Annotated in this window: 19 protein-coding genes; 15 read left to right on the top strand and 4 right to left on the bottom strand. The window is 24.5% G+C overall.

The window, feature by feature from the left end:
• The first annotated feature begins 153 nt into the window (after nt 1-153).
• From NY022_RS00765 to NY022_RS00695, 15 genes are all read left to right on the top strand, one after another.
• Entirely contained in the window at nt 154-738 is a 585-nt protein-coding gene (locus NY022_RS00765) for a hypothetical protein (protein ID WP_267523119.1), read from the top strand.
• A gap of 262 nt (nt 739-1,000) precedes the next feature.
• Complete coding sequence (locus NY022_RS00760; RefSeq protein WP_267523118.1) at nt 1,001-1,579, top strand: hypothetical protein; 579 nt, start codon at nt 1,001-1,003, stop codon at nt 1,577-1,579.
• 12 nt (nt 1,580-1,591) lie between these two features.
• Nucleotides 1,592-1,723 carry a hypothetical protein gene (locus NY022_RS00755; protein WP_267523117.1) on the top strand — a complete coding sequence of 44 codons (132 nt, stop codon included), beginning with the start codon at nt 1,592-1,594 and terminating at the stop codon, nt 1,721-1,723.
• 130 nt (nt 1,724-1,853) lie between these two features.
• Entirely contained in the window at nt 1,854-2,879 is a 1,026-nt protein-coding gene (locus tag NY022_RS00750; protein WP_267523116.1) for a hypothetical protein, read from the top strand.
• 275 nt (nt 2,880-3,154) lie between these two features.
• On the top strand, nt 3,155-3,736 hold the full coding sequence (locus NY022_RS00745; protein WP_267523115.1) for a hypothetical protein: 582 nt from the start codon (nt 3,155-3,157) through the stop codon (nt 3,734-3,736).
• Between the two features lie 278 nt (nt 3,737-4,014).
• Nucleotides 4,015-5,034 (top strand): hypothetical protein, encoded by a 1,020-nt coding sequence (locus tag NY022_RS00740; RefSeq protein WP_267523114.1) that lies wholly within the window; start codon nt 4,015-4,017, stop codon nt 5,032-5,034.
• Nucleotides 5,035-5,058: 24 nt separating this feature from the next.
• The gene (locus NY022_RS00735) at nt 5,059-8,127 is read left to right on the top strand and encodes a VWA domain-containing protein (RefSeq protein WP_267523113.1); all 3,069 of its coding nucleotides are present in this window, start codon (nt 5,059-5,061) and stop codon (nt 8,125-8,127) included.
• Between the two features lie 71 nt (nt 8,128-8,198).
• The gene (locus tag NY022_RS00730; RefSeq protein ID WP_267523112.1) at nt 8,199-9,497 is read left to right on the top strand and encodes an HlyD family type I secretion periplasmic adaptor subunit; all 1,299 of its coding nucleotides are present in this window, start codon (nt 8,199-8,201) and stop codon (nt 9,495-9,497) included.
• A complete protein-coding gene (locus tag NY022_RS00725; protein ID WP_267523111.1) occupies nt 9,494-10,759 on the top strand; it encodes a TolC family protein in 1,266 nt (421 codons plus the stop codon). The genes NY022_RS00730 and NY022_RS00725 overlap by 4 nt, the downstream gene beginning before the upstream one ends.
• Before the next feature lies 1 nt (nt 10,760).
• A complete protein-coding gene (locus NY022_RS00720) occupies nt 10,761-12,857 on the top strand; it encodes a peptidase domain-containing ABC transporter (protein WP_267523110.1) in 2,097 nt (698 codons plus the stop codon).
• Between the two features lie 200 nt (nt 12,858-13,057).
• A complete protein-coding gene (locus tag NY022_RS00715) occupies nt 13,058-13,528 on the top strand; it encodes a hypothetical protein (RefSeq protein ID WP_267523109.1) in 471 nt (156 codons plus the stop codon).
• Entirely contained in the window at nt 13,525-15,951 is a 2,427-nt protein-coding gene (locus tag NY022_RS00710; RefSeq protein ID WP_267523108.1) for a hypothetical protein, read from the top strand. The genes NY022_RS00715 and NY022_RS00710 overlap by 4 nt, the downstream gene beginning before the upstream one ends.
• Before the next feature lie 13 nt (nt 15,952-15,964).
• The gene (locus tag NY022_RS00705) at nt 15,965-16,384 is read left to right on the top strand and encodes a hypothetical protein (protein ID WP_267523107.1); all 420 of its coding nucleotides are present in this window, start codon (nt 15,965-15,967) and stop codon (nt 16,382-16,384) included.
• Nucleotides 16,385-16,396: 12 nt separating this feature from the next.
• The gene (locus NY022_RS00700) at nt 16,397-19,819 is read left to right on the top strand and encodes a calcium-binding protein (RefSeq protein ID WP_267523106.1); all 3,423 of its coding nucleotides are present in this window, start codon (nt 16,397-16,399) and stop codon (nt 19,817-19,819) included.
• A 254-nt stretch (nt 19,820-20,073) separates the two neighbouring features.
• Nucleotides 20,074-20,709 carry a hypothetical protein gene (locus NY022_RS00695; protein WP_267523105.1) on the top strand — a complete coding sequence of 212 codons (636 nt, stop codon included), beginning with the start codon at nt 20,074-20,076 and terminating at the stop codon, nt 20,707-20,709.
• Between the two features lie 408 nt (nt 20,710-21,117).
• Here NY022_RS00695 and nhaA read toward each other — a convergent pair whose 3' ends face one another.
• The 4 genes from nhaA to NY022_RS00675 all read right to left on the bottom strand — a co-directional run bounded on the left by nhaA (nt 21,118) and on the right by NY022_RS00675 (nt 24,742).
• Nucleotides 21,118-22,251: a Na+/H+ antiporter NhaA gene (nhaA, locus tag NY022_RS00690; RefSeq protein ID WP_214117954.1), complete on the bottom strand. Its 1,134-nt coding sequence runs from the start codon at nt 22,249-22,251 to the stop codon at nt 21,118-21,120.
• Between the two features lie 79 nt (nt 22,252-22,330).
• Nucleotides 22,331-22,519 carry a hypothetical protein gene (locus NY022_RS00685; protein WP_267523104.1) on the bottom strand — a complete coding sequence of 63 codons (189 nt, stop codon included), beginning with the start codon at nt 22,517-22,519 and terminating at the stop codon, nt 22,331-22,333.
• Nucleotides 22,520-22,575: 56 nt separating this feature from the next.
• The gene (locus tag NY022_RS00680) at nt 22,576-23,286 is read right to left on the bottom strand and encodes a hypothetical protein (protein WP_267523103.1); all 711 of its coding nucleotides are present in this window, start codon (nt 23,284-23,286) and stop codon (nt 22,576-22,578) included.
• On the bottom strand, nt 23,279-24,742 hold the full coding sequence (locus NY022_RS00675) for an ABC transporter substrate-binding protein (protein WP_267523102.1): 1,464 nt from the start codon (nt 24,740-24,742) through the stop codon (nt 23,279-23,281). The genes NY022_RS00680 and NY022_RS00675 overlap by 8 nt, the downstream gene beginning before the upstream one ends.
• Nucleotides 24,743-24,775: the final 33 nt, after the last annotated feature.

The following is a 24,775-nucleotide window of genomic DNA, read 5'->3' as shown; positions in this document are numbered from 1 at the left end:
ACTTATTTTTTTTATTTTTAATTGTTATTTTTTGTTATTTGCTTTAAATTTAAAAATATTACAAAAAGTAACACAATAATAAGAATTAATAAAATTTTTTGATATTTTTATTTCACTAAATGCTATTATAATGAAAAAAACAATGGAGTTTAAATGTTTAAAAAACTTGGATTATCATTTATGTTAGTTTCGTTTTTAAATGCTGGATTATTTGATATGTTTCATAAAGATAAAATACCAAAAACTCCTATATATACTTTATTTGATTTAAGCAAAAAAGGATCTAAAATTGAAATAATCTTTAAGCCACAAAAAAAAGATATAGGAAAACATTTAGGGTTTTATGTTTTTTATCCTACGTATTTTTGCTATGGTAAAATAGGCAGTAAGGATTATCGTATAGTTAATTTATATGACAAAAAAATAGTAGATAATATACGAGATAATCCTTATTATCCACTTGCACTTGATATTAAAATATATGAGCTTACTAAAGATGGTAATGAGATATTAGTATTTGATAAAGTCGCTACACCAAATGATGATACATACGTAATAGGTAGTTCAATTATGAATATTAAAGGTGAAGAAGTCAGAATGGTACAAAGACATTCTAGAATTTATTTTGTACCTGAGAATAAAACATATAAAGCAGTCATTACAAATCTAATAGATGATGATAATATAAGGGGTGATTTTACAAAAATCGCAATTACAGTTAATAGAAGAAAAGTTTAAATGGCATAGATATTCATAATATTAATAATATAAACGATGATAGATTAAATCAAATCTATATGAGTGCTTGGAATTAAGTAAATTACTCTAAATTAATTTAGGGTAATTATTATTTAAATTTTTAAAAATAAATTAGAATTTTAATATTATTTAAATTATTATAAAAATATTACAAAAAGTAACACAATAATTAAATTTAATAAAGTTTTTTGATATTTTTATTTCACTAAATGATATGATATGAAAAAATAAAGGAGAATAAATGTTTAAGAAACTTGGATTATCATTTATACTAGTTTCGTTATTAAATGCTGGATTATTTGATATGTTTCATAAAGATAAAATACCAAAAACTCCCATATATACTTTATTTGATTTAAGCAAAAAAGGATCTAAAATTGAAATAATCTTTAAGCCACAAAGAAAAGATATAGGAGAGCATTTAGGGTTTTATGCTTTTTATCCTATGTATTTTTGCTATGGTAAAATAGGTAAGGATTTTTATTCAGTTCATTTATATGATAAAAAAATAGAAGATAATATACGAGACCCTTATTATCCACTTGCACTTGATATTAAAATATATGAGCTTACTAAAGATGGTAATGAGATATTAGTATTTGATAAAGTCGCTAAGCCAAATGATGATACATACGTAATAGGTAGTTCAACTATGAGTATTAAAGGTGAAAAGGTTGAAATGGTACAAAGACATTCTAGAATTTATTTTATACCTGAAAATAAAACATATAAAGCAGTCATTACAAATCTAATAGATGATGATAATATAAGGGGTGATTTTACAAAAATCGCAATTACAGTTAATAGAAGAAAAGTTTAATAAGGAGAAAGAATGACAAATTTTAGATTAGATTTAAATGGTGATTTTACAAATATTATCATTATACCCATGGGGACAAAAACTCTTAATAAAAATAAAATTACAAATTATAAAACTTCTAATTCATATTTTAAATTCTTGTAAAAATTATGAGAATTTGAAATAGGGATTTAAAAATATTACAAAAAGTAACACAATAATAAGAATTAATAAAGTTTTTTGATATTTTTATTTAAGTAAATGCTATGATATGAAAAATATTTAAGGTTTTAGTATGAAAAACACATTAGAAATCTTAAAAATACTTTTTATGATTTTTATAATAATTGAAATAATGATTGCTATTGGCTCAGTTTTAGCAGGTGTAATTTTTAGCATTGGCTCAGATGTAAATGTAATTTATTCAATTCTTTTTTGTTTTTTAGCGATTAATAGTTTGTTTTTTGGTTTTACAGGTCAAATAATAATTTTATTTTATAAAGGACTTATACTTTATCCACTAATTTATCTTAAAGTTTTTATAATTATATTTTTTATAATACTTTTCTTTAAATTAAGAAAAAAAATTAATAAAAAACTTGCTTTTACTTATAGCATAATACCTATGATAATAATATTTGCTTTATATAATTATTTTTTTAGAACCATACCTGATTACTCAAGTAAAACTCACGAAAAAATAGTAACTCTAAGTGATTATAAAAAATATCAGCAAGGCTATTGCTTAAAAGAAGATAGGATATTACCTAAAGATGAGCTTTATAAAAGAGTAGTGGTTGATCATTTTGTAAAACAACAAGAATACAAAAAGATATATACGAAAATGCGTTATAACGAAACTTGTGAGTGTGGATACTATATACATAAAGATATTAATTTAGCTAATTACAAAGATTACTTAAGAAAAAATGTTTATTCTAAAGAATATGTTAATTACGATGAATTAGAATCAGTTGATTATACTAAATATATAGTAGTTAAAAATAATATAGCAGGATTTACTAAGCCTATTATCTCCTTTGATAAAGGTGTTATTTTTTATACAGATATAGCTTTTGATTTTCAAGATGATACATATGGAATTTATAAATTATTTCTTATTGATGAATTTGATGAGCGTGAAGATAAAGAAAAAGAATATAAACATAGGCTTGAAGATATTAATTATGAGATTTTTGCATATGAAGATGATATAAAGAAAAGACTTAGTTATAGACGTAAATTTGATAATTGTGGTTATTCAAACCTAAACTCAGAAAAAGAAGCAAAAGAAAGCTTAGAAGAAATAAACTTTAAATAAAAGGAGAAAACATGGCAAATTTTAGATTAGATTTAAATGGTGATTTTACAAATATTATCATTATACTTATGGGGACAAAAAAGAGCTTCTAGTAAAGATGAAATTACAAATCATAAAACTTATAATTCATATTTTAAATTCTTGTAAAAATTATGAGAATTTGAAATAAGAATTTAAAAATATCACAAAAAGTAACACAATAATTAAATTTAATAAAGTTTTTTGATATTTTTATTTCACTAAATGATATGATATGAAAAAATAAAGGAGAATAAATGTTTAAGAAACTTGGATTATCACTCATGTTAGTTTCATTATTAAATGCTGGATTATTTGATATATTTCATAAAGATAAAATACCAAAAACTCCTATATATACTTTATTTGACTTAAGCAAAAAAGGCACTAAATTTGAAATAATCTTTAAGCCACAAAGAAAAGATATAGGAGAGCATTTAGGATTTTATGCTTTTTATCCTTTGCGTTTTGAATACGGCACAGTTGGCAAGGATTACTATGCAGTTGATTTATATGATAAAAAAATAGAAGATGATATACGAGATAATCCTTATTATCCATTATCAATAGATATTAAGATATATGAGCTTACTAAAGATGGTAATGAAATATTGGTATTTGATAAAGTTGCTAGAGCAAATGAAAATACAAAGGCAAATGGCTATAGGGTTATGGATATTAAAGGCGAAGAGGTTGCTATGGCAGTAAGATATCTTGGATTTTATTTTATACCTGAAAATAAAACATATAAAGCAGTCATTACAAATCTAATAGATGATGATAATATAAGGGGTGATTTTACAAAATTTGCAATTACAGTAGATAGAACAAAACATTAATAAGGAGAAAGAATGGCAAATTTTAGATTAGATTTAAATGATTATTTTACAAATATTATCATTATACCTATGGGGACAAAAAAGAGCTCCTAGTAAAGATGAGATTACAAATTATAAAACTTCTAATTTCTATTTTAAATTCTTTAAAAAATTATGAGAATTTGAAATAAGGATTTAAAAATATTACAAAAAGTAACACAATAATAAGAATTAATAAAGTTTTTTGATATTTTTATTTCACTAAATGCTATGATATGAAAAATATTTAAGGTTATAGTATGAAAAAAACATTAGAATTCTTAAAAATACTTTTTAAAACTTTTCTAATTATTGAATTATTAATTGCTGTTGGCTCAGTTTTTGTAGGTGGTGTTTTTGGTATTGGTTCAGAATTCAATATATTTGGCGCAATTCTTTTTTGCTTTTTTGTAGCTAATGGTTTAATTTTTACAGATTTAGGTCAATTATTTGATTTATCATATAACGCAATTTCATTTCATCCACTAATATATCTTAAAGTTTTTATAATTATATTTTTTATAATACTTTTCTTTAAATTAAGAAAGAAATTTAATAACAAACTTGCTTTTACTTATAGCATAATACCTATGATAATAATATTTGCTTTATGTAGTTATTTTTTAAAAGTTGTTCCTGATTATTCAAGTAAAACTCAAGAAAAAATAGTAACTCTAAATGGTTATAAAAAATATCAGCAAGGTTATTGCTTAAAAGAAGATAGGATATTACCTAAAGATGAGCTTTATAAAAGAGTAGTGGTTGATGATCTTACAAAGCAATTAGTATATAGAGATAAAGTTTATAAAAATCTTTATAATATCATTGCAAGTCATAAATATAAGATACATAAAGATATAAATCTAGATAATTACAAAGATTACTTAAGAAAAAATGCTTATTCTAAATATCTTGTTAATTACGATGAATTAGAATCAGTTGATTATACTAAATATCTAGTAATTGATACCAAAAATAATACAGCTGGATTTACTAAACCTATTATTCTTGTGGGTGATGGTTTAATTTCAGTTACATTTTATTTAGATTTAGCATTTGAATTTGAAGATAATGCATATAGATTTTATAAAATTTACCTTTCTGATGAATTTGATGAGCGTAAAGACAAAGAAAAAGAATATAAACGTAGACTTGAAAAAGTTGATTATTGGCTTTTATCGTATGAAAATGACATAAAAGAACAACGTATTTCTTATAATTATAAATTTGATAATTGTGGTTATTCAAACTTTGATCCAGAAAAAGAAGAAATTGAATGATAAAAATTATAAAAAGGAGAAAGAATGGCAAATTTTAGATTGAATTTAAATGGTGATTTTACAAGCGAAATATTATCATTGTATTTATGGGGACAAAAAAGAGCTCCTAGTAAAGATGAGATAGCAAGTAATAAATGGATAGGTAGAAAAGAAGAAAGCATTACTGCTATAGTAAATGGAGAACAGTTTGTAAATAAAGCAGGTAATTTTGTAAATGCTAAGGATTTTAAACTATTTGATGTATTTTTTAGTGGAAAGATGAGAGATGGTAAAAAATTAAATGTAAACAATATTAGGTCTAAAGTAGAGATTAATAATAAAGAACTTATTTTAAATCACGATCAATTTGTGGAATTGTTTTATAGAGGAACATCAGAAGAAGGTTCGGCACAAGACGCTTATAAATCTTTAAGTTTATATGATAGGAATATATACGGTGAAAATTTTGCAAAACTTGCCTTTATGTTTGGAACTATAACTGTTGGTTTAGATACTGAAAATATAAGATATGTATTAGATAAAGATTTAAACCCAATAAGAGTTGATAATGTAAGCTATATAGTAAAAGATGAATGGAAAGGTAAAAAAGAAAATTTTGATTTTGATGGTGGAAAAGGAAGTGACGATATTAATGGAATTTTAAAACAAGTTGCTGACCCATCAAATATAGGTAAAAAAGTTATAATAAAATTTGATGGAACACCTACAGTAAAAGCTGGAACTATAAGTAAAAAAGTTTTTAAGAATTTAAATAATTTAAGTAGTTTAGCTAATCAAAAGCATCCAAACATTGGTGTATGCGATGGATTACAAGATGAAGATAAAAATTCTTGCGAAATTACTTTAAAAATGCAACCATACTTTGATAAGTATCGTAAATTTTATGAAGAATATAAGCGTATTAGAGGGACTGGTGTTATTGATTTTAGAGCAGAAGATGATAGGTTGGTAATTTTTGGAACCAAGGAGAATGATACTTTAGAAGGAACAAAGGCTACAAATTTTAATTTTACAGATAATGTAAACGATGGTAATAATTATATCCCAGATTCGCTTACAGCTATGTTTTTTGATTTAAACCACTACAAACAATATATTAAAAATGGTATAGTTTATGTAGGTGGTAATGGAGCTGATAATATATTAGGAACTAAATACAATGATATATTATATGCGAGTGATAGTAGCTTATATGATGATAATTCTAATAATATCTTAAATGGAGATGATGGTGATGATATTCTTTATGGAAGTAATGGTTATGATACTTTAATCGGTGGCAATGGCTTTGATACCTACTATGCAGGAGATAAAGACGAGATAATAGATAGCGATGGAAAAGGTCAAGTAATATTTAATGGTTCTACATTAAAAGGTGGCTCTTATGATGAAGATAGGAAAGTATATATAGATGCTAAAGATACAAGTATTACATATAAGCTTAAAGACAATAATGATTTAATAGTAACTAAAGGCGATAGTAGTATAACAATACGCAATTTTAAAAAAAGCGAAGATGGATTTTTAAATATTAATTTAAATAATAACCCAGGCAAAGAAGTAGCTATAGTAATAGATACAACAGGTTCTATGGGAGATGATATAGCAACTTGCAAAGCAAATGCAAAGATTATAGCTAGTAATATCTTTAAAGAAAATTTTTATTCTAAAATATCAATAGTTACTTATAATGATAATGATATAAAAACAATTGGAACTTACACTAATTATCAGAGTTTTTTAGGTGGAATAAATAAAGTTCATTTACAAAATGGTGGCACAGAATACACTATGGCAGCTATCTTAGAAGGAATGAGCAATTTTAGTCCATACAATCATCTAAGCAAAGAAGTATATGTAATGACAGATGAGCCTGGGGATGATAATCATAGAAGAGATGAAGTAGAAAGAAAAGCTAAAAACCTTTCAGTAGGCTTTAGAAGTATTTATAATGCCAATAAATACGAAGATAATTCAGTAAAAATTAATTTTATAGCTATTCGTAATGAGTTTGAGCATTTTAAAGATTTAGCTAAAAATACTAATGGAATGTATTTTAATTCAAATTCAAGTGAAGAGCTTAGCGATGCTTTATTTGAATTAAGCAATATAGGAACCTCAAGCAATGATACAATAGAAGGTAATGATAAGGATAATAGCCTTAATGGATTTGGTGGAGATGATACACTAGTAGGTAAGGCTGGAAGCGATACTTATACATTTACTGGGCTTAATTTTGGTAACGATACCATAATAGAAAGTAATTTAAATAATATTGATAAAAATACAATTATTTTTAAAGATGTAAGCTATAAAGATGTAAGATTTAAAAAAGATTTAAATGATTTAAAAATTACACTTAATAAAGATAATAGCGTAACAATAAAAGATTTTTATAATACCAATAATGAAAGTAAAATTAGTAGCATAAGCTTTAGTGATGTTACATTAGATGAACTAGCTATCAAAAGAAGCGTAAGTATGCAAGCAAACAAAGAAGCGATAATATTCTTAAAAGAAAAAGATTTTAGCTTTTCTAATTTTGCTACATCAACATTTGCAGTAGCCTATCAAGATAATGCAAGTAATATAAGCACATCTTATAAAGATGATGTAATAATAGGTAGTAATAAAAACGATATTATATCAACCAAATTAGGCAATGATACTTTAATCGGTGGTAAAGGAGATGATAAGTTATATGGTGGATTTGGTAATGATATATATGTTTATAGGAAAGGTGATGGAAATGATTTAATCTATGACGATGGTGGGCAAGATGCTTTAAAATTACAAAATTTAAAAGCTGATGAAATATTTTTGATAAAAGATGGTAAAGACCTGCTAATAAAGTTTAAAGATGATGATACAAATAGCATAAGAGTAGCACATCACTTTGCTTGGAAATTTGGCTATCACAATCAAATAAACACAATAGAACTTGATGATAATAAATTCATCAATACAAAAACAATAGATAAACTAATAGAGCAAACTAGTGCATTTGCTAAAAATAACGGCATAGATATTCATAATATTAATCATATAAACGATGATAGATTAAATCAAATCTATATGAGTGCTTGGAATTAAGTAAATTACTCTAAATTAATTTAGGGTAATTATTATTTAAGTATTTAAAAAATATATTAATTAGGTAAAATATGTTTAAAATTTTTAAAAAATTTGATGATGATACACACGAATTTAAACCACTTTTAGTAGAGTTAGAAGATAGACCGCAAAATCCATTAGGTAAAAGTATTTTATATATAGTTTTATTTGTAATAGTTTTTAGTATTGCTTGGCTAATACTAGCTAAGGTTGATATAGTAGTAAGTGCTAGTGGTAAAGTAGTGCCTGATGGAGAAATTAAAATAATCAAACCTTTAGAAAACGGAGTAATTTATAAAATTCTTGTAAAAGAAGGTGATAAAATAAAAGCAAATGAGCCTTTAATACTAGTTGACCCAAGTGTATCTAAAGTCAATTTAGAAAGTAAAAAAGAGAATTTAAAAGCTTTAGAAGATAGTTTAAAAAGATTAAATGCACTAAGTAACGAGAGCGAATTAAAAGATGTTAGTAATGCAGAATTAAGCCTATATCAAAACCAATTAAATAGCTTTAAAAATAGCATAAACACTTATGAATTTAAAATCAAACAAACTATTAATTCATTACAAGCTAATAAAGAAGAATTAAAAAGATTAGAAATAGAGCATAAATACACAAGCTCAAAATTAAATAGACTTAGCAAGGTAAAAGATATAATCGCTTATAAAGATTATGAAAATTTATTAAAAACAAAGCAAGATTTACAATTACAAATACTTGTAAATAAAAACAAATCTTTAGAATTAGAAAATAAATTAAACGAACTCACAAAAGAACTTGAGAGCTTTAAAGCAAATTTTATTGCTAAAAATTACGATGAACTCTTAAAAACTAAAAATGAAATAGCATTATTAAAGGCAGATATAAACGCGATAGAATTTCAAAGTCTAAGGCAAGTTATTTCATCGCCAGTTGATGGATATGTAGGAAAATTATTTGTAAATACTGAAGGAAGTTCTGTATCAAGCAATGAGCAATTAATATCAATAATCCCAATTGATAAGCCACTTATAATAAAAGCAAATGTATTAAATCAAGATATAGGATATCTTAAAAAAGGGCAAAATGTAGCTATCAAAATAACCACATTTAATTTTCAAAAATACGGCAAACTAGATGGAATTTTAGAACATATTGGAAACGATGCTATAAAAGATGAAAAATTAGGAGATATTTTTGAAATTAAGGTAAAACTTTTAAAAAATCATTTGATAGTAGATGGGGAAGTAAAAGAAATAGAACCAGGAATGCAAGTAATAGCTGAAGTAAAGGTTGGCAAAAGAAGAGTAATAGAGTTTTTCATATATCCTATTATTAGATATCTTGATGAAGGGCTTAGTATTAGATGAGAATTATTTTTGTTTTTCTTATAATGCTTAGCACATCAATAGCTAAAGATTTTTACACCATACTAGACTATGCACTTAAAAATTCTCCTATCATAAATATCGCAAAAATAGATATTAAAAGCGCTAATTATAATTATGATTTTTATAAATCATATTTGTATCCAGAATTATCATTTAATGCAGATTTTAAGTATTCAAATACAAAAAGTAATGATTATAAAAGAGAGCTTTTTAGCAATTATAACAATCATCAAAGCACAATATCACTTATATTAAAATATGATTTATTCAAATTTGGAAATGATTATTATAAAATCAAATCAGCCAAAGAAAATATCGCTACAAGTAATTACAATAAGTGTTATAAGGAATTGCAATTATCACTAGATTTATTAGAATACTACAAACTCGCACTATTAAGTGAAAATAAATTAAAAACATATAAAAATTTAAGCCTTGCTTATGAAAGTTTATATAAATTATCAAAGAGATTAAATAAAGTTGGAGAATTAGATTTAATCAATGTAAATTCTTATTTTTTGGACTTTAGTGATGCAAAAACGCAGATTTTAAAACTAGAATTTGAATTAAGAAATTATTTATCATATATATCGTATTTATCAAATCTTAATATTGATAAAATAGATGATTTTAGTAAAATTGATGAAATTGCTTTAGACTTTTTAGAATTTGAAAAAACAAATAAATTTTTAGAATTAAATTCTAAAATAAAAAGCTCAATGTATGAATTAAAATCCCTAAATCAACGCCCTACAATAAGCCTTTATTCAAGATATGATTTTTATGATAAAACCAAAAATAATTATCAAGACCTTGCCGATAGTTCTAAAAAACACGGGTACTTAGTAGGAATTGGGATTAACTATATTATATTTGATGGATTTAAAACAAGTTCATCTAAAGAGTTAAAACAATTAGAAATAAACAAATTAAATCAAGAGCTAATACAAGCAAAGCTAGAATATGAAAAACAAATAAACGAGCTTATATTTTTCATACAAAACAAAGATGAAATAATAAAAACCTTAAAAATAATAAGCAAAGAAGCAAATGCAAATATGCATAATGTAACCAAACTACACAAAACTGGTGAAAAATCAAAATTTGAAGTCATAAATGCAAGTATAGAAAACTATAAAAAACTCCAAGATTTAAATGAATATATAATAAATGCAAATGCAAACGCTATTAAAATTAATTTAATAAATAATCAATTTAATAATTGTAAAAAAGGATATTAATATGCATACAGCCTTAGGTTGCTTATCACTTTGTGCACAATTTGCAAATATTTCAATAGATATTAATGCGATTTGTAACAAATACGCTTTAAAAGATAGCGAGCCAAGTATTTACGAACTAGCAAAAATCGCTAAAGATAATGATTTTAAGGTAAAAATCAAAAAGCTTAATTTAAAAAACCTTCATTTATATAAAGCACCTTTTATATTTTTGAAAAAAGATTTAACATATTTTGTAGTTTTAAAACTTGATTTTAATAATCAACAAGCTCTTATTTTTGATGGTGGAAAAGAAGCAAGGCAAATTAGCTATGAAGAATTACATAATTTATCAAGTGATAAAATCTTAATCCTAGCACACAAATTATTAAACGATAGTGTAAAGTTTGGCTTCTCTTGGTTTTATAAAAGAATGCTAAGTTATAAGGGTATTGTATTACAAATTTTATTAGCAAGTTTTGTTATGCAATTATTTGGCTTAGTTACACCTTTATTTACCCAAGTAGTCCTTGATAAAGTCTTGTTGCACCATAGTATAAGCACACTTAATGTAATTGCTTTTGCATTTTTTAGCGTTATTGTTTTTGAAAGTTTATTAAGCCTTAGTAGAAATTATATCTTTACTCATACTACCACAAAAATTGACGCAAAATTAGGCAGTGAGTTATTTACACATTTATTATTGTTACCTATGGTGTATTTTGAGAATAGAAAAGTAGGCAACATAGCAGCTAGAATAAGAGAGCTTGATAATATAAGAGATTTTATAGCCAACAAATCAGTAAGCGTGATTTTAGATTTATTATTTAGTATAGTTTTTATTTTGATGATGCTTTTATATAGCGTGAAGCTAACATTTGTTTCATTAGCTTTTGTGATTTGCATTGCTTTGATTTATTTTTTTATAACGCCTATTTTAAGAGCAAGGCTTGAAGATAAATTCCAAATGGGAGCAGCATCTAATTCATATCTAGTAGAAAGCATAACAGGAATGCAAACCATAAAATCCCTAGCCATTGAAGGTAGTATGAAAAAATACTGGGAGGATTATTTAGCAAAATATTTAAAATCATCTTTTAATTTAAGTAATCTAAGCAATATCGCAAGTACTTTTGCTAATTCTTTACAAAAGCTTATGACATTAGCAATTTTATATTTTGGAGTAGGATTAGTAATTGACGGGAGTTTAAGTGTAGGACAATTAATAGCCTTTCAGATGTTTGCCAATCAATTTAGCGCTCCTATTATGCGACTTGTAAGCTTGTGGAATGAATTACAACAAGCCATTTTAAGCGTAGATAGATTAGGAGATATTTTAAATACACCGCAAGAGCAAACTACAAATAAACCTATATCGCTAAATCAAGTATCAGGTAATATAAAATTTGATAATGTAAGCTTTAAATATAACCCAAATTCTAACTATGTCTTAAACAATCTAAGCTTTAACCTACAAGCAAATAAAAGCATAGGAATAGTAGGACGCAGTGGCAGTGGTAAAAGCACCATAACAAAACTCATAGAAAGACTTTATATCCCAAACGAAGGCTCTATTTATATAGATGGAATAGATTTAAGACATTTAAATCCTTATGTTTTAAGGAGTAATTTAGGCGTAGTTTTACAAGAAAATTATTTATTTAGCGGTAGTATCAAAGAAAACATAAGCCTATCAAAGCCAAGTGCATCAATGCAAGAAATAATAAATGTATGCAAAATAGCAGGAGCACACGATTTCATAAGCGAACTTAGTGCAGGTTATGATACTTTAGTAGGAGAAAGAGGCTCTGCATTAAGCGGCGGTCAAAGACAAAGAATAGCAATAGCAAGAGCCTTGCTACATAATCCAAGGGTTTTGATATTTGATGAGGCTACTTCGGCACTAGATTATGAAAGCGAGAAAATCATCACATCAAATCTATCGCTAATCAAACAAAACAAAACCTTTATAATAATAGCACATAGATTAAGCACGGTTAAAGATTGTGATGAGATATTAGTCCTTGATAAGGGTAATTTAGTTGAGTGTGGAAATCATACAAAACTAATGGAGCTTAATGGATACTACGCACATTTATACAAACAACAAAATCTATAAACACTAAAACTATAAATAATTTAATAAATATTATTTATAGTTTTAAAAGAATTTGAATTAGGAATTGGAAATTAAATTAAAAATATTTTTTAATATTATTTATTACAGAAAGTAACATATATTAATAATTATTTTTAAATTTTATGAATTTTTATTGTTTATTTGATAGAATCAATAAATTTTAAATTTAAGGAGAAATAATGGCTTTTAAAAATGCAATTATTGATGATAGATTAGAGAAGAAATATTCTTTTGTAGATATTTGTATTAAGCATACTAATGATTGGTATCTCAGACAACATCATAAATTTCCTTTTGAAAAACGCATTGTAATAGATGAAGAATTAGACTGCTGGTTTATAAGATGTATGAATTTTGATGACCCTGAGCTAGACCATGCAAAGCTTAGTAAGTCTTTGTGGATTTTATATTATAAAGGCGAGCATATAAGGATAGTTTTAGATTATGATATCAAACAAGAGATTGATAATGTAGTTTATAATAGAGTTTATAAAATTCTTTCTATAAGAGATAATAAAACATTAAGTGAAAAAGAAATAATAGCCTTATTAAGAGAAATATTAGCTGTTTATAAATGGGACGGAAGCTTAAATAATGATAAAGAATTTAAAGCATATATAATAGATGAAGTATTAGGAGATGATGAATGAAATTATTATCATCAAAAGAAGCTAATGAGGCTTTAAAATATGTAAAAACAGAAAAAGATATAGTAGATATACTAAACAGATTAGACCTTAGTGCAAGAGATAGTGACGGTAATATAAAAGAATACAATACTACAGTTTTATACAGTAATAAGCCAAAGCAAATGGGTGATATTATAAATACTAGGACTATAGATAAGACTAATGCTAATTATTTTTTAGATTTAGATGAAAATGATGCTTTAAAACAAGCTTTAAAGAGAATTTACTCTTATGATGATGACCAATTTGATGACGATTTAAGAAAAGAAACAAAAGAATCTAAAATAAAGCAATTTTTATTTAAAGCAGAAGAAGGAGGGGCTTGGAATACAGTATCTAAGCGCTTTGTCGAAGAAACTAGTGGTAAAGTAGTAGTTATAGTAGGAGAAGATTTTAAAAAAGAAAGAATATTTGGAGCTACCGAGTATCCTACATTGCTTAAATCAGATAATATAACCACAATCAATGGTGTACCAAAAGACACATTTAAAAAAATTAATAGTGATAGTAAAATTATAAATGAAGCTTCTAAAAAATTAATACTGTTAACTAGCGATATAATAACCAAAGACAGAATAACTAATGTAACTATCAAGGACACTTCTAATTCAAAACTAAATACTGAAAGTTTAAACGAAGATTACATGTTTAAACAATTAAATAGAGAAGAGAATAAAATAAAACTTAAAGAAATAAAAAATTGCATAGATAATCCTATTAGCATTGCAAATGGATTGCAAAAATTAGGAAAAGTTGGTTCGCTTATTAGTTTAAGTATTACTTCTTTAGAAGCAGCTGAAGCGTATAGAGAAGGTGATAGTGAGAAAGCAAAAAATATAATTGATGAGTATATTATATCTTCTGCTGAAAGTTTTGTTGGTGGAAATTTTGCTTCTTTTGCTACAAGATTTGTACTTTTTGCATTTGGAGTAACAGGTGGTTGGCCTTTAATTGTCGGCTCAGTTGCTGCAGGTATATTTGGTGGTTTAGCTAGTGAAGGAAAATTAAGAAAACTTTTAGGTTTTAATAACGATAATGAAAAGCAAAAATTTGAAAACAATTTAAATGATACTAAAATAAAAACAGAAATACATTCTCATTCTCAAACAAATACTAAACTCTATGACCCACTAGTCCTAGACCTAAACAACAACGGCAGAATAGATACAATCACTCTTAATAATTCTAAGGCATTTTTTGACCACAATAATGACAATATAGCTTATAAATCATCTTGGATTAGCAAAGATGATGGATTATTAGTATTAGATAAAAACAATAATAATCTAATAGATAATGGTAATGAATTATTTGGAAACTTTACTGAAATTCCAAGTAGTGATTTTAAAGCTTTAGATACCAATAATAATCAAACCTTAAATCCTACTCAAACCACATTTGCTCTAAACGGCTTTGAAGCCTTAAAGCTTTTAGATAGTAATAAAGACGGAGTAATTGATATAAACGATAAAGAGTTTAACAATCTTAAAGTATGGCAAGACTTAAACGAAGATGGCATAACGCAAATAAACGAGCTAAAGTCTTTAAAAGATTTAAACATAACTAGCATAAATCTAAACTATAAAGATACCAATCAAAAGCTTGATAGCGATAACACCATCACTCAAACAGCTACCTTTATCAAGGATGATAAAGAAAGCTTATTAGCTGATATTAATTTTAGCGTTAGTAGTATAGAAAGAGTATTTAAAGACAAGATAAAATATTCAGAAGAAGAATTAAATCTAGCAAATCTTAAAGGCTATGGAGTATTAAGAGATTTAAGGGACGCTGCTTGTTTAGATGAAGAATTAAAAGCATTGCTTAAAGATTATTCATCTACAAACAGCAAAGAAGAGCAATTAAACAAGCTTGATAGTCTAATTTATGCTTGGGCTAATACTAATAAAGCTTTAAACAAAGACTTTAACCTATCTAAAACCAAAGAATTTGATAGCAATAATCCTAGCAATACTGATAGTATAAGGGATTTATGGCTTACACCATCACAAGCTAGAGAATATGCTAATTTTACTATTAGCGAAAGTTTAAAAAATGAGTTTAATGAGCTTAAGCAAAAAATATCAATTATTAATTCATTTTTAGGCGTTAATAATCAAGATTTTTATATAGCTAGTTTAAATGAGTTTAACGAGCTTAGAAATAGCTTTAATAATACTTATGATAGTTTAAGAACTTATGTTTATAAGGGATTGTTATTTCAAACAAGATTAAAAGAATACTATGATGAAATAAACATTACTAGCTACGAAAACAATGGCTCGTATGAGCTTAAATTAGATTTTTCTAAAAGTATAGAGAAATTTAAGACTATTAAAATTACAAAACTTTATAATTTTAATAGTTGTGAATTTGCTGTTTAGAGGAAATAAATATATGGGATTATTGTATAAAAAATGCGATATTTGTGGTAATAAAATTGATAAATTGCAATGTTTAGTTTATGGAGGTTTTATTAATTTAATAAAATGTAAAAAATGTAAAACTGAATATATAATTATAGAAACATGGTTTTATAGAGTAATTAATAATATATCTACAAGTGTCGTTTCATTCCTTAGCTTGTTTTTTGCACTTGTTGCTGGTTTTTATATTGATAAAATTTTTACAGGATTAAGTGGAATTTATGTTTTTATATTGGTAATTTTATTGACTTTATTATTTATGTTTTTTGTAGCTACATTTTTACAAGCTTTATTTATGCTATTATTTATAGTAAAATTTGAAATTAAAAAAGATATTGTAGAAAATAAAAAAATAAAAAATATATTTAGTAAATTTTTTAATAGAAATTAAAGGAGTATAGTAATGGAAGAGATTGAGCGTGCTGTTAAATTTGGAAGAGACTTTATACAAGGTGCTTGGGATACTATTATAGTAGCCCCTTTTAAATTTGGTATGTTTTTGGGAAATTTGTCTGGATTTGCTGGAGAAAAACAAAAAATAAAAGCAGAATTGGAGTTGGAATTTACAAAAAAGGCTTTATCAGCATTTTGGAATAATACTAATGGAGCAAGAGATTATATCTTAAAAGAACTTGATAAAGATTATAGTAAAAGACCTGGATATTATATTGGTGCGTTTATGATAGGTTTAAATATTAATGCCCCTTCCACATTTATAAAGATTGGAGAAAAAACAGTAAATTTAGCTAAGCTAAAAGTAATCATTGGACAATCAATGATATATGGTGGTAAAGCAGATATATTATTAAGTGAAATGTATGATAAATTTTTAAATTTTACATCAACACAACCAATTTTTAGATCAGAGCTAGATTTTAAAGAAAATATTGATAAAAATTTTTATAACTACCTAAATAAATATAACGATCCTTACTGTTTACTGCAATTCTACGACCCACTAGTTCTTGATTTAAATGGTGATTTTAAAATATCAACTCTGAATTTAAATAACGGAGTGTTTTTTGACCACAACAATGACAACATAGCATTTAAATCATCTTGGATTAGTAAAGATGATGGATTATTGGTATTAGATAAAAACAATAATAATCTAATAGATAATGGTAATGAATTATTTGGAAACTTTACCGAAATTAGTTCAAATTCTTATGCTTTAAACGGCTTTGAAGCCTTAAAGCTTTTAGATAGTAATAAAGACGGAGTAATTGATATAAACGATAAAGAGTTTAACAATCTTAAAGTATGGCAAGACTTAAACGAAGATGGCATAACGCAAATAAACGAGCTAAAGTCTTTAAAAGATTTAAACATAACTAGCATAAATCTAAACTATAAAGATACCAATCAAAAGCTTGATAGCGATAACACCATCACTCAAACAGCTACCTTTATCAAGGATGATAAAGAAAGCTTATTAGCTGATATTAATTTTAGCGTTAGTAGTATAGAAAGAGTATTTAAAGACAAGATAAAATATTCAGAAGAAGAATTAAATCTAGCAAATCTTAAAGGCTATGGAGTATTAAGAGATTTAAGGGACGCTGCTTGTTTAGATGAAGAATTAAAAGCATTGCTTAAAGATTATTCATCTACAAACAGCAAAGAAGAGCAATTAAACAAGCTTGATAGTCTAATTTATGCTTGGGCTAATACTAATAAAGCTTTAAACAAAGACTTTAACCTATCTAAAACCAAAGAATTTGATAGCAATAATCCTAGCAATACTGATAGTATAAGGGATTTATGGCTTACACCATCACAAGCTAGAGAATATGCTAATTTTACTATTAGCGAAAGTTTAAAAAATGAGTTTAATGAGCTTAAGCAAAAAATATCAATTATTAATTCATTTTTAGGCGTTAATAATCAAGATTTTTATATAGCTAGTTTAAATGAGTTTAACGAGCTTAGAAATAGCTTTAATAATACTTATGATAGTTTAAGAACTTATGTTTATAAGGGATTGTTATTTCAAACAAGATTAAAAGAATACTATGATGAAATAAACATTACTAGCTACGAAAACAATGGCTCGTATGAGCTTAAATTAGATTTTTCTAAAAGTATAGAAAAATTTAAGGCTATTAATGAAACAAATCCTAAAAAAGCTTTCGTTGATTTAGCTGAGTTTATAACAAGCTTTAAAGATATAAATTCTTTAAATGATTGTGTAATATTGCTAGGTGATTTTATAAAAACAATGAATAATTATACTTTAAGTGATTATTTAAAACTTTTAGATGAAGATACTATAAATGCACTATCAACTCAAACAGGAACAAGTGGTAATGATACATTAGTAGGGACAAATTTATTAAATGGTAAAGATACTTTATATGGACTTGATGGCGATGATACCTTAATCGGTGGAATTGGTGATGATACTTTAGTGGGTGGTAATGGCAATGATACTTATGTTTTTGATAAAGATTTCGGGCACGATACTATCATAAACTATAAATCAAATCTAAATGATATAGATTGTATTAAATTTAACGATGCAAGTATAAATGCCAATAATTTAAAATATGTAAGAAATTATGATGATTTAATGCTGATTAAAGATGATAATAATAGCATTAGAGTTAAAGACTTTTTTGCATATGAAGATTTAAGAAATACTATTGATGAAATCAAATTCGCTAATAATACAAGCATAAATAAGGATGAGATAATTAATAGAATTTATACACCTACAAATGGTGATGATAACTTTACAATGTTTTTTACAAATAAAGATTATGTAATAACTATGCTAGATGGCAACGATACCATAATCACACATAATGGAGATGATATTATTGATGGTGGGGATGGAGATGACATCATAAGAAGTGGAGCAGGAGCAGACATCATAAATGGTGGCAATGGTAATGATGATATTTATGCAGGAGATGGTGATGATATCATAATAGGCGGAGCAGGAGATGATATCTTGCAAGGCGGTATGGGGAATGATAAGTATATTTATAAAGGAGTTTGGGGGAAAGATACAATAATTAATCTTAGAAACGATAATGCTTATGATGAAATAATCCTAGATGTTAGCTCATCATTTGTAAAAATTACTAGAAATAATGATGATTTAATAATAAACAAGCTAAAAAGTGCTGGTTGGTTTAGAAAAGTGGTTGATGAAAGTTCATCTATAAAAGTTGTAGATTTTTTCAAAAAAGATTATGATATATCTGCTTTAGTATTACAAGATAAGACTTTAAGTGCTAATGATTTAAGACAAATGGTATTAACTCCTACTTGGGGCAATGATACTTTAATTGGAAGTGAATATAGCGATAAAATATATGGCTTATTTGGTAATGATACTTTAATTGGTGGTAAAGGAGATGATTATTTAGACGGCGGTGCTGGAAATGATACATATATCTTTAATAGAAATGATGGAAATGATTATATAAAAGATGCCTTAGGATATGATACTATTAAATTTAATGATATTAGCTTTAGTGAAGTTGTGCTTAAAAAAGATGTAGATAATCTAATCATCAAATATAACAATAATAAAGATAGCGTTACTATATTAGGTAATTTTGGGATAGGATTTAATAAGATTGAAAAATTTGTTTTTAGTGATAAAACTTTATGCTATGATGAGTTTATAAATACAGCCGCAAAAGAATTACCAAGCTATGAGGATTTGGTAAATAAAGTGATTAAACCTGATTTATCATCTTATTTAAAAAATACAGAAAGACTAATACAAGATACGAATGCTTACTCGCCTAATTCATCTGGATTTATTACATATACAGATGATAAAAACAACAATATTCAAGTATATTTATAAACTAAACGTTGATTTATATTTAATACAAAATTTAATTTAAATTATATGAAATATCATAAAATTTAAATTAGAAACTTAAAATTAAATTTAAAAATATTATTAATTGAATTTAAAATTAATCTTAATAATATTTATTACAAAAAGTAACATAATTTTAATAATTGTTTTTTAGATTTTATGGGTTTTTATTGTTTATTTGATATACTAATATTTATTAAAAAATAAAATATAACAAGTAACAAAAAGGCAATTAAATGAAAAAATATTTAATACTTTTATCCAATTGGGTTACTAACAATATCAAAGCTAGAGAATTATTTTTAATAGAATTTGATTATCTTAGTGTTGTGTTATTTCCTTTTTATTATTTAAAAATTAGTATTTATAAATTTTTGTTTATATTATTTTGTTTAAAACTTTATTTTTCTGTTGATTTAGGGCTTTTAACTAAAGCATTTTCACATAACTCAAATGATAGCTATATATTTTTCAATATCATTTTTACGATTATTCATTTTTTAATTTTACCTTGTATGTGGTTTTTTGTTGGTTTTAAAAATAGAATTTTACATAAAATTGATATTGAATATACATATGTTGGTCTTATGTTTATAAGTGCATTTATTTATTCTTTTTATTACTTGTTTTCATATTTTAATTTGTTAGTTATATCTTTAGTAATACATATTGTGTGCTATTTTTTAAGAGTTAAGACAATTTATTTATTTTTTTTAAGTATTGCTGTTTTTATTACTTACTACCTACAATTTTATAAAATATTTTTTGAAAAAGATATTTTAAATATTAATTTATTTTATATGTATTTAGCATTAGCAATAAATTATATTTATGATAAATTTATTTTTAGGAGAACAATATGCCATATTTAATATTGAAACTAACAATAATTTTATGATTTTTATATGTTGTAATATAATGAATATGTATAAAAATAAATATTAAATATAATAATATTACTAAGTTTATTAATATTATGATAAGTATTATTATAAATCAAATAAAATTATCGTATAATATAAGATATCGTATTTTTTAAATACTTTGTAATTTAAAAAATTTTTACATATAAGAATATAAATTATAGAATATATAAAGCAAATATGATGTGAAAAACCTTAATTTTTTGTATAAAGAGCTAGTAAAAAAAATAAAAAATCAATATAAATAAAAAATAAATTTTAAAATAATTAAGAGCTTTTTTTAATAATCATCAATAATTATTATCTTATTTTCTAATATCTAATTCAAATTCATAATGAATTTGAATTAAAAAAATTTTATTTGCTTATAAATCTTAGCCAAATATAGCCTAATACAGCTGATACAAAAGAAGCACTAAGTATTGCTAATTTTGCGCTATTAAATAATTCAGGATTATTTTCAAATACAAGAGTGTTTATAAAAAAGCTCATAGTAAAACCAATACCTGTTAGTATGCAAACTCCATATAATTGAACTTTATTTGATGGTAATTTAAAGCCAAATTTACTAGCAATTAAGCAAAAGCTAAAAACACCTAATTGTTTGCCTAAAAATAGACCTAAAAATACTCCAAAAAATACTGCATTAAAATCATTTAAATTAAGACCATTAATCAAAACTCCAGCATTAAATAAAGCAAATAAAGGCAATATAAAATAATTTATATAAGGTGTCAAATCGTGCATTATGTGTTCTAAAAATTCTTTATTATCTTTAGTGTTTAATGGTATAAAAAACGCACACGCCATACCAGCTAAAGTCGCATGAACTCCACTTTTAAGAACGCAAACCCAAATAAATGCACCAATAATTACATAAAGGCTTTTTATACAAATATGCAAATAATTTAATAATAGCAAAATAGCTAAACCACAAGTAGCAAGGCTAAGACTTAAAATACTTAGCTCATTTGTATAAAATAAAGCGATTATAATAATTGCAGCAACATCATCAAATATTGCAAGGCTTAGTAAAAATATTGTTAAAGATTTTGGAATTTTATTTCCAAGTAATAACAAAACCCCTAAAGCAAAAGCAATATCAGTTGCAGTTGGTATTGCAAAGCCTTGTAAAGCAAAGCTATCGTTTATATTAATTAAACTATAAATTATAGCAGGGACAATTACTCCACCAAGTGCTGCAATTAGTGGCAAACTAGCAGCTTTTATATTGCTTAATTCTCCTATTAGGATTTCTTTTTTAACTTCTAATCCAACCCAAAAGAAAAATATAGCCATAAGCCCATCATTTACCCATAAAGTAAGTGGTTTTATAAGGTTTAAATCTCCAAAAATCACACCTGCTTTATAATTAGTAATGAGTTCATAATAAGTGTTTAGATTTGAATTTTTAAGAGCTAAAGCAAGTATAGTCATAAAAATCAATAAAATTGGAGCAAAAAGCTCGTGAGTTATAATTTTTTTAAGCATAATATCTCCTTGTTAAAAATTATTTTTTAGCAAGAAAAGTTTGCAATATATTAAACAATATATATTTTTTAGAAATTTATTATAAATCTTTTAATATCTCTTCATCGCTTTTAACAACTATACCAGAACCATGAATAACACTTGGAATACAACTTGTACAAATATCTACTGGTTTATTATTTTTATGAGCTCTAATAAATACAGCATTTTCATCTTCACTGGCTCTTAAGCAACAAACATTACAAATCATTTCATTATTTAAAATCATCTTTTCTCCTTTTATTTTATATTATACAAAAAATATAATATAAAAATTGTTTTTAATCAAGTTGATTGAATTTTTAAATTTAATTCATTTTGGAACAATAAATGTGATAAAAAAATTACAAAAAATACAGGCAAAAAGAAACCTAAATAAGGGATATTGCATATTAAGTAAAATAAAAAAATGCAAGTTAGATATTTAATCTTAAATGGATTAAATGATAAAAAATCATTTTTATTTAATACAGAACTTGCTACATCGTGTATTAAAAAATTAAAAAATAAATAAAACATTACAAAAAATAATAATATAGGTGCTAATAAATTTAATACCGGTATAATATAAAAAATCATCGTAAAAAATAATAAAATTAAGAATTTAATAAATAATTTTGTTAATAACCAGCATATATAAATGAAATTCACTTCATCTAATTTGCAATAATGATAATGCTTTAAATTAATTTCTTTTACTATAAATGGTGTTAAAAATGAAACTATAATAATAGCAAAGAATACTGATAAATGTAATGTTAAAAAGCCACCACCAGCAATAGTAAAAAGCATTATTGCAATATGTAATATTTGTAATACAAATGCCCCAAGAAAAAAGTTAAAATATTCTTCATTTAAATTTATATTATTTATATAATTTATTAAATATATAAATAAAGATAAAAATAAGGTAAAACTAGCTATTAATGGAGCTAATGAAAATATCAAAAATTTAAATGTAAAAAAATCTTTTAAACTTATAAAAAAATTATTCATCTTTAAACCAATAAATAGCTTGTGAGTATATATCAGATTCATTAAAGCTTTTTATATTTAAACCTTTTATTTTATTGCTATATACTAAATAATTGCTGTATGAAGCTAAAAATATATAAGGGGGATTTAATTGAATTTGTTTTATAAATTCTTTATAATAATTTTCTTTTATTTGTGTCGCTATATTAGAATCTGTTAGTTGACTTTTTGTAGCAGTTTTTTTTGTTTCTTGATTTATCAAACTAAATAAATTTATAACTTCTTCTGTTTTAATATCATCTATTTTAAATTGCGTATCATCATTTAAGATAGATATTAAAGTTGCGGATATCCCAAAGTCTTTTAATTGTTGGATTATATTATTTGCTATATCTATATGTATTTTATTTTTTTCATTTGCATATATTTCTAATTTTAATTCATTATTGTCTTTTTTATAATAATTATTTTCTGATTTTTTATTTATATTTAATTCTATACTTTTTCTTTCTTTGTAATATCCTAGATTATTTAACAATTCTTTAGCTTTTTTTCTATCACAATCATAAAATATTTGATTTTTATAGATATTTTTATTTGTAGTATTAATCATTTCTAAATAATCGTAGTTTTGAATTAGATTTTGTTTACAAATTATTAATGACAACGCATATCTTAATTTTCTATCATCAATAGTTTTATTATTTATATTTAAAACTGCTATTTTGTTTGATTTTATTTTATCTATATTTATGTTTAAATTTAAGCTTTTTAAATACTTATAATCAATTGTCGCTATGTCTATTAAATTATTGTTTAGAGCATTTTTTATTTGAACATCATTTTGAAAAAAATGAAATATTAAACCATTGTTACTTGTTTTTATGTTTGAATTTTTATTTTGTAATAAAACTATTTGTTGATTATCTATTTGTTTTAAATAATAAGGTCCTAAGCCTATAGCATTAGTTTTAAAGTAATCTATACCTAGTTTAGCTACTGCGTTTTTTGACATTATCCCTAAAGTTAAATTATTTAGAAAATTATCATCATATTCTTTCAGTATAAATTGTATGTTGTATTTATCAATTACTTTGATTTCTTTTATGTTTTCATAATAGATTTTATATTTTGATTTAAATAAATTATTTTTTATTAAATCATATGTAAATTTAACATCTTCAGCATTAAATTCACCATAATTTACATCATCTTTTTTAAAATATATACCTTTGATTAATTGCAAATCATATTTTAGTTTATCTTTACTTATTGTGTATCTATCAACTAATACCGGTTTTAAAATTTTATTATTGTCTTTATAAAATAACCCTAAATATAGCAATTTAACTATACCATCATCTCTATTGTATATAGGGTTTAAATTTAAATCATCACTTTTTAATGCAATCTTTATTATACCATTAGCATATAAGCTTTGAAAAAATAAGAAAAATAATAATAAAATTTTATTCATTAAAATCCTTAAATAGCAAGATAAAACTTGCTA

The organism is Campylobacter sp. MG1 (assembly GCF_026616895.1).
Lineage (GTDB): Bacteria > Campylobacterota > Campylobacteria > Campylobacterales > Campylobacteraceae > Campylobacter_E.
The sequence above is the reverse complement of the archived record's forward strand: the minus strand, read 5'-3'. Positions and strand labels throughout refer to the sequence as shown.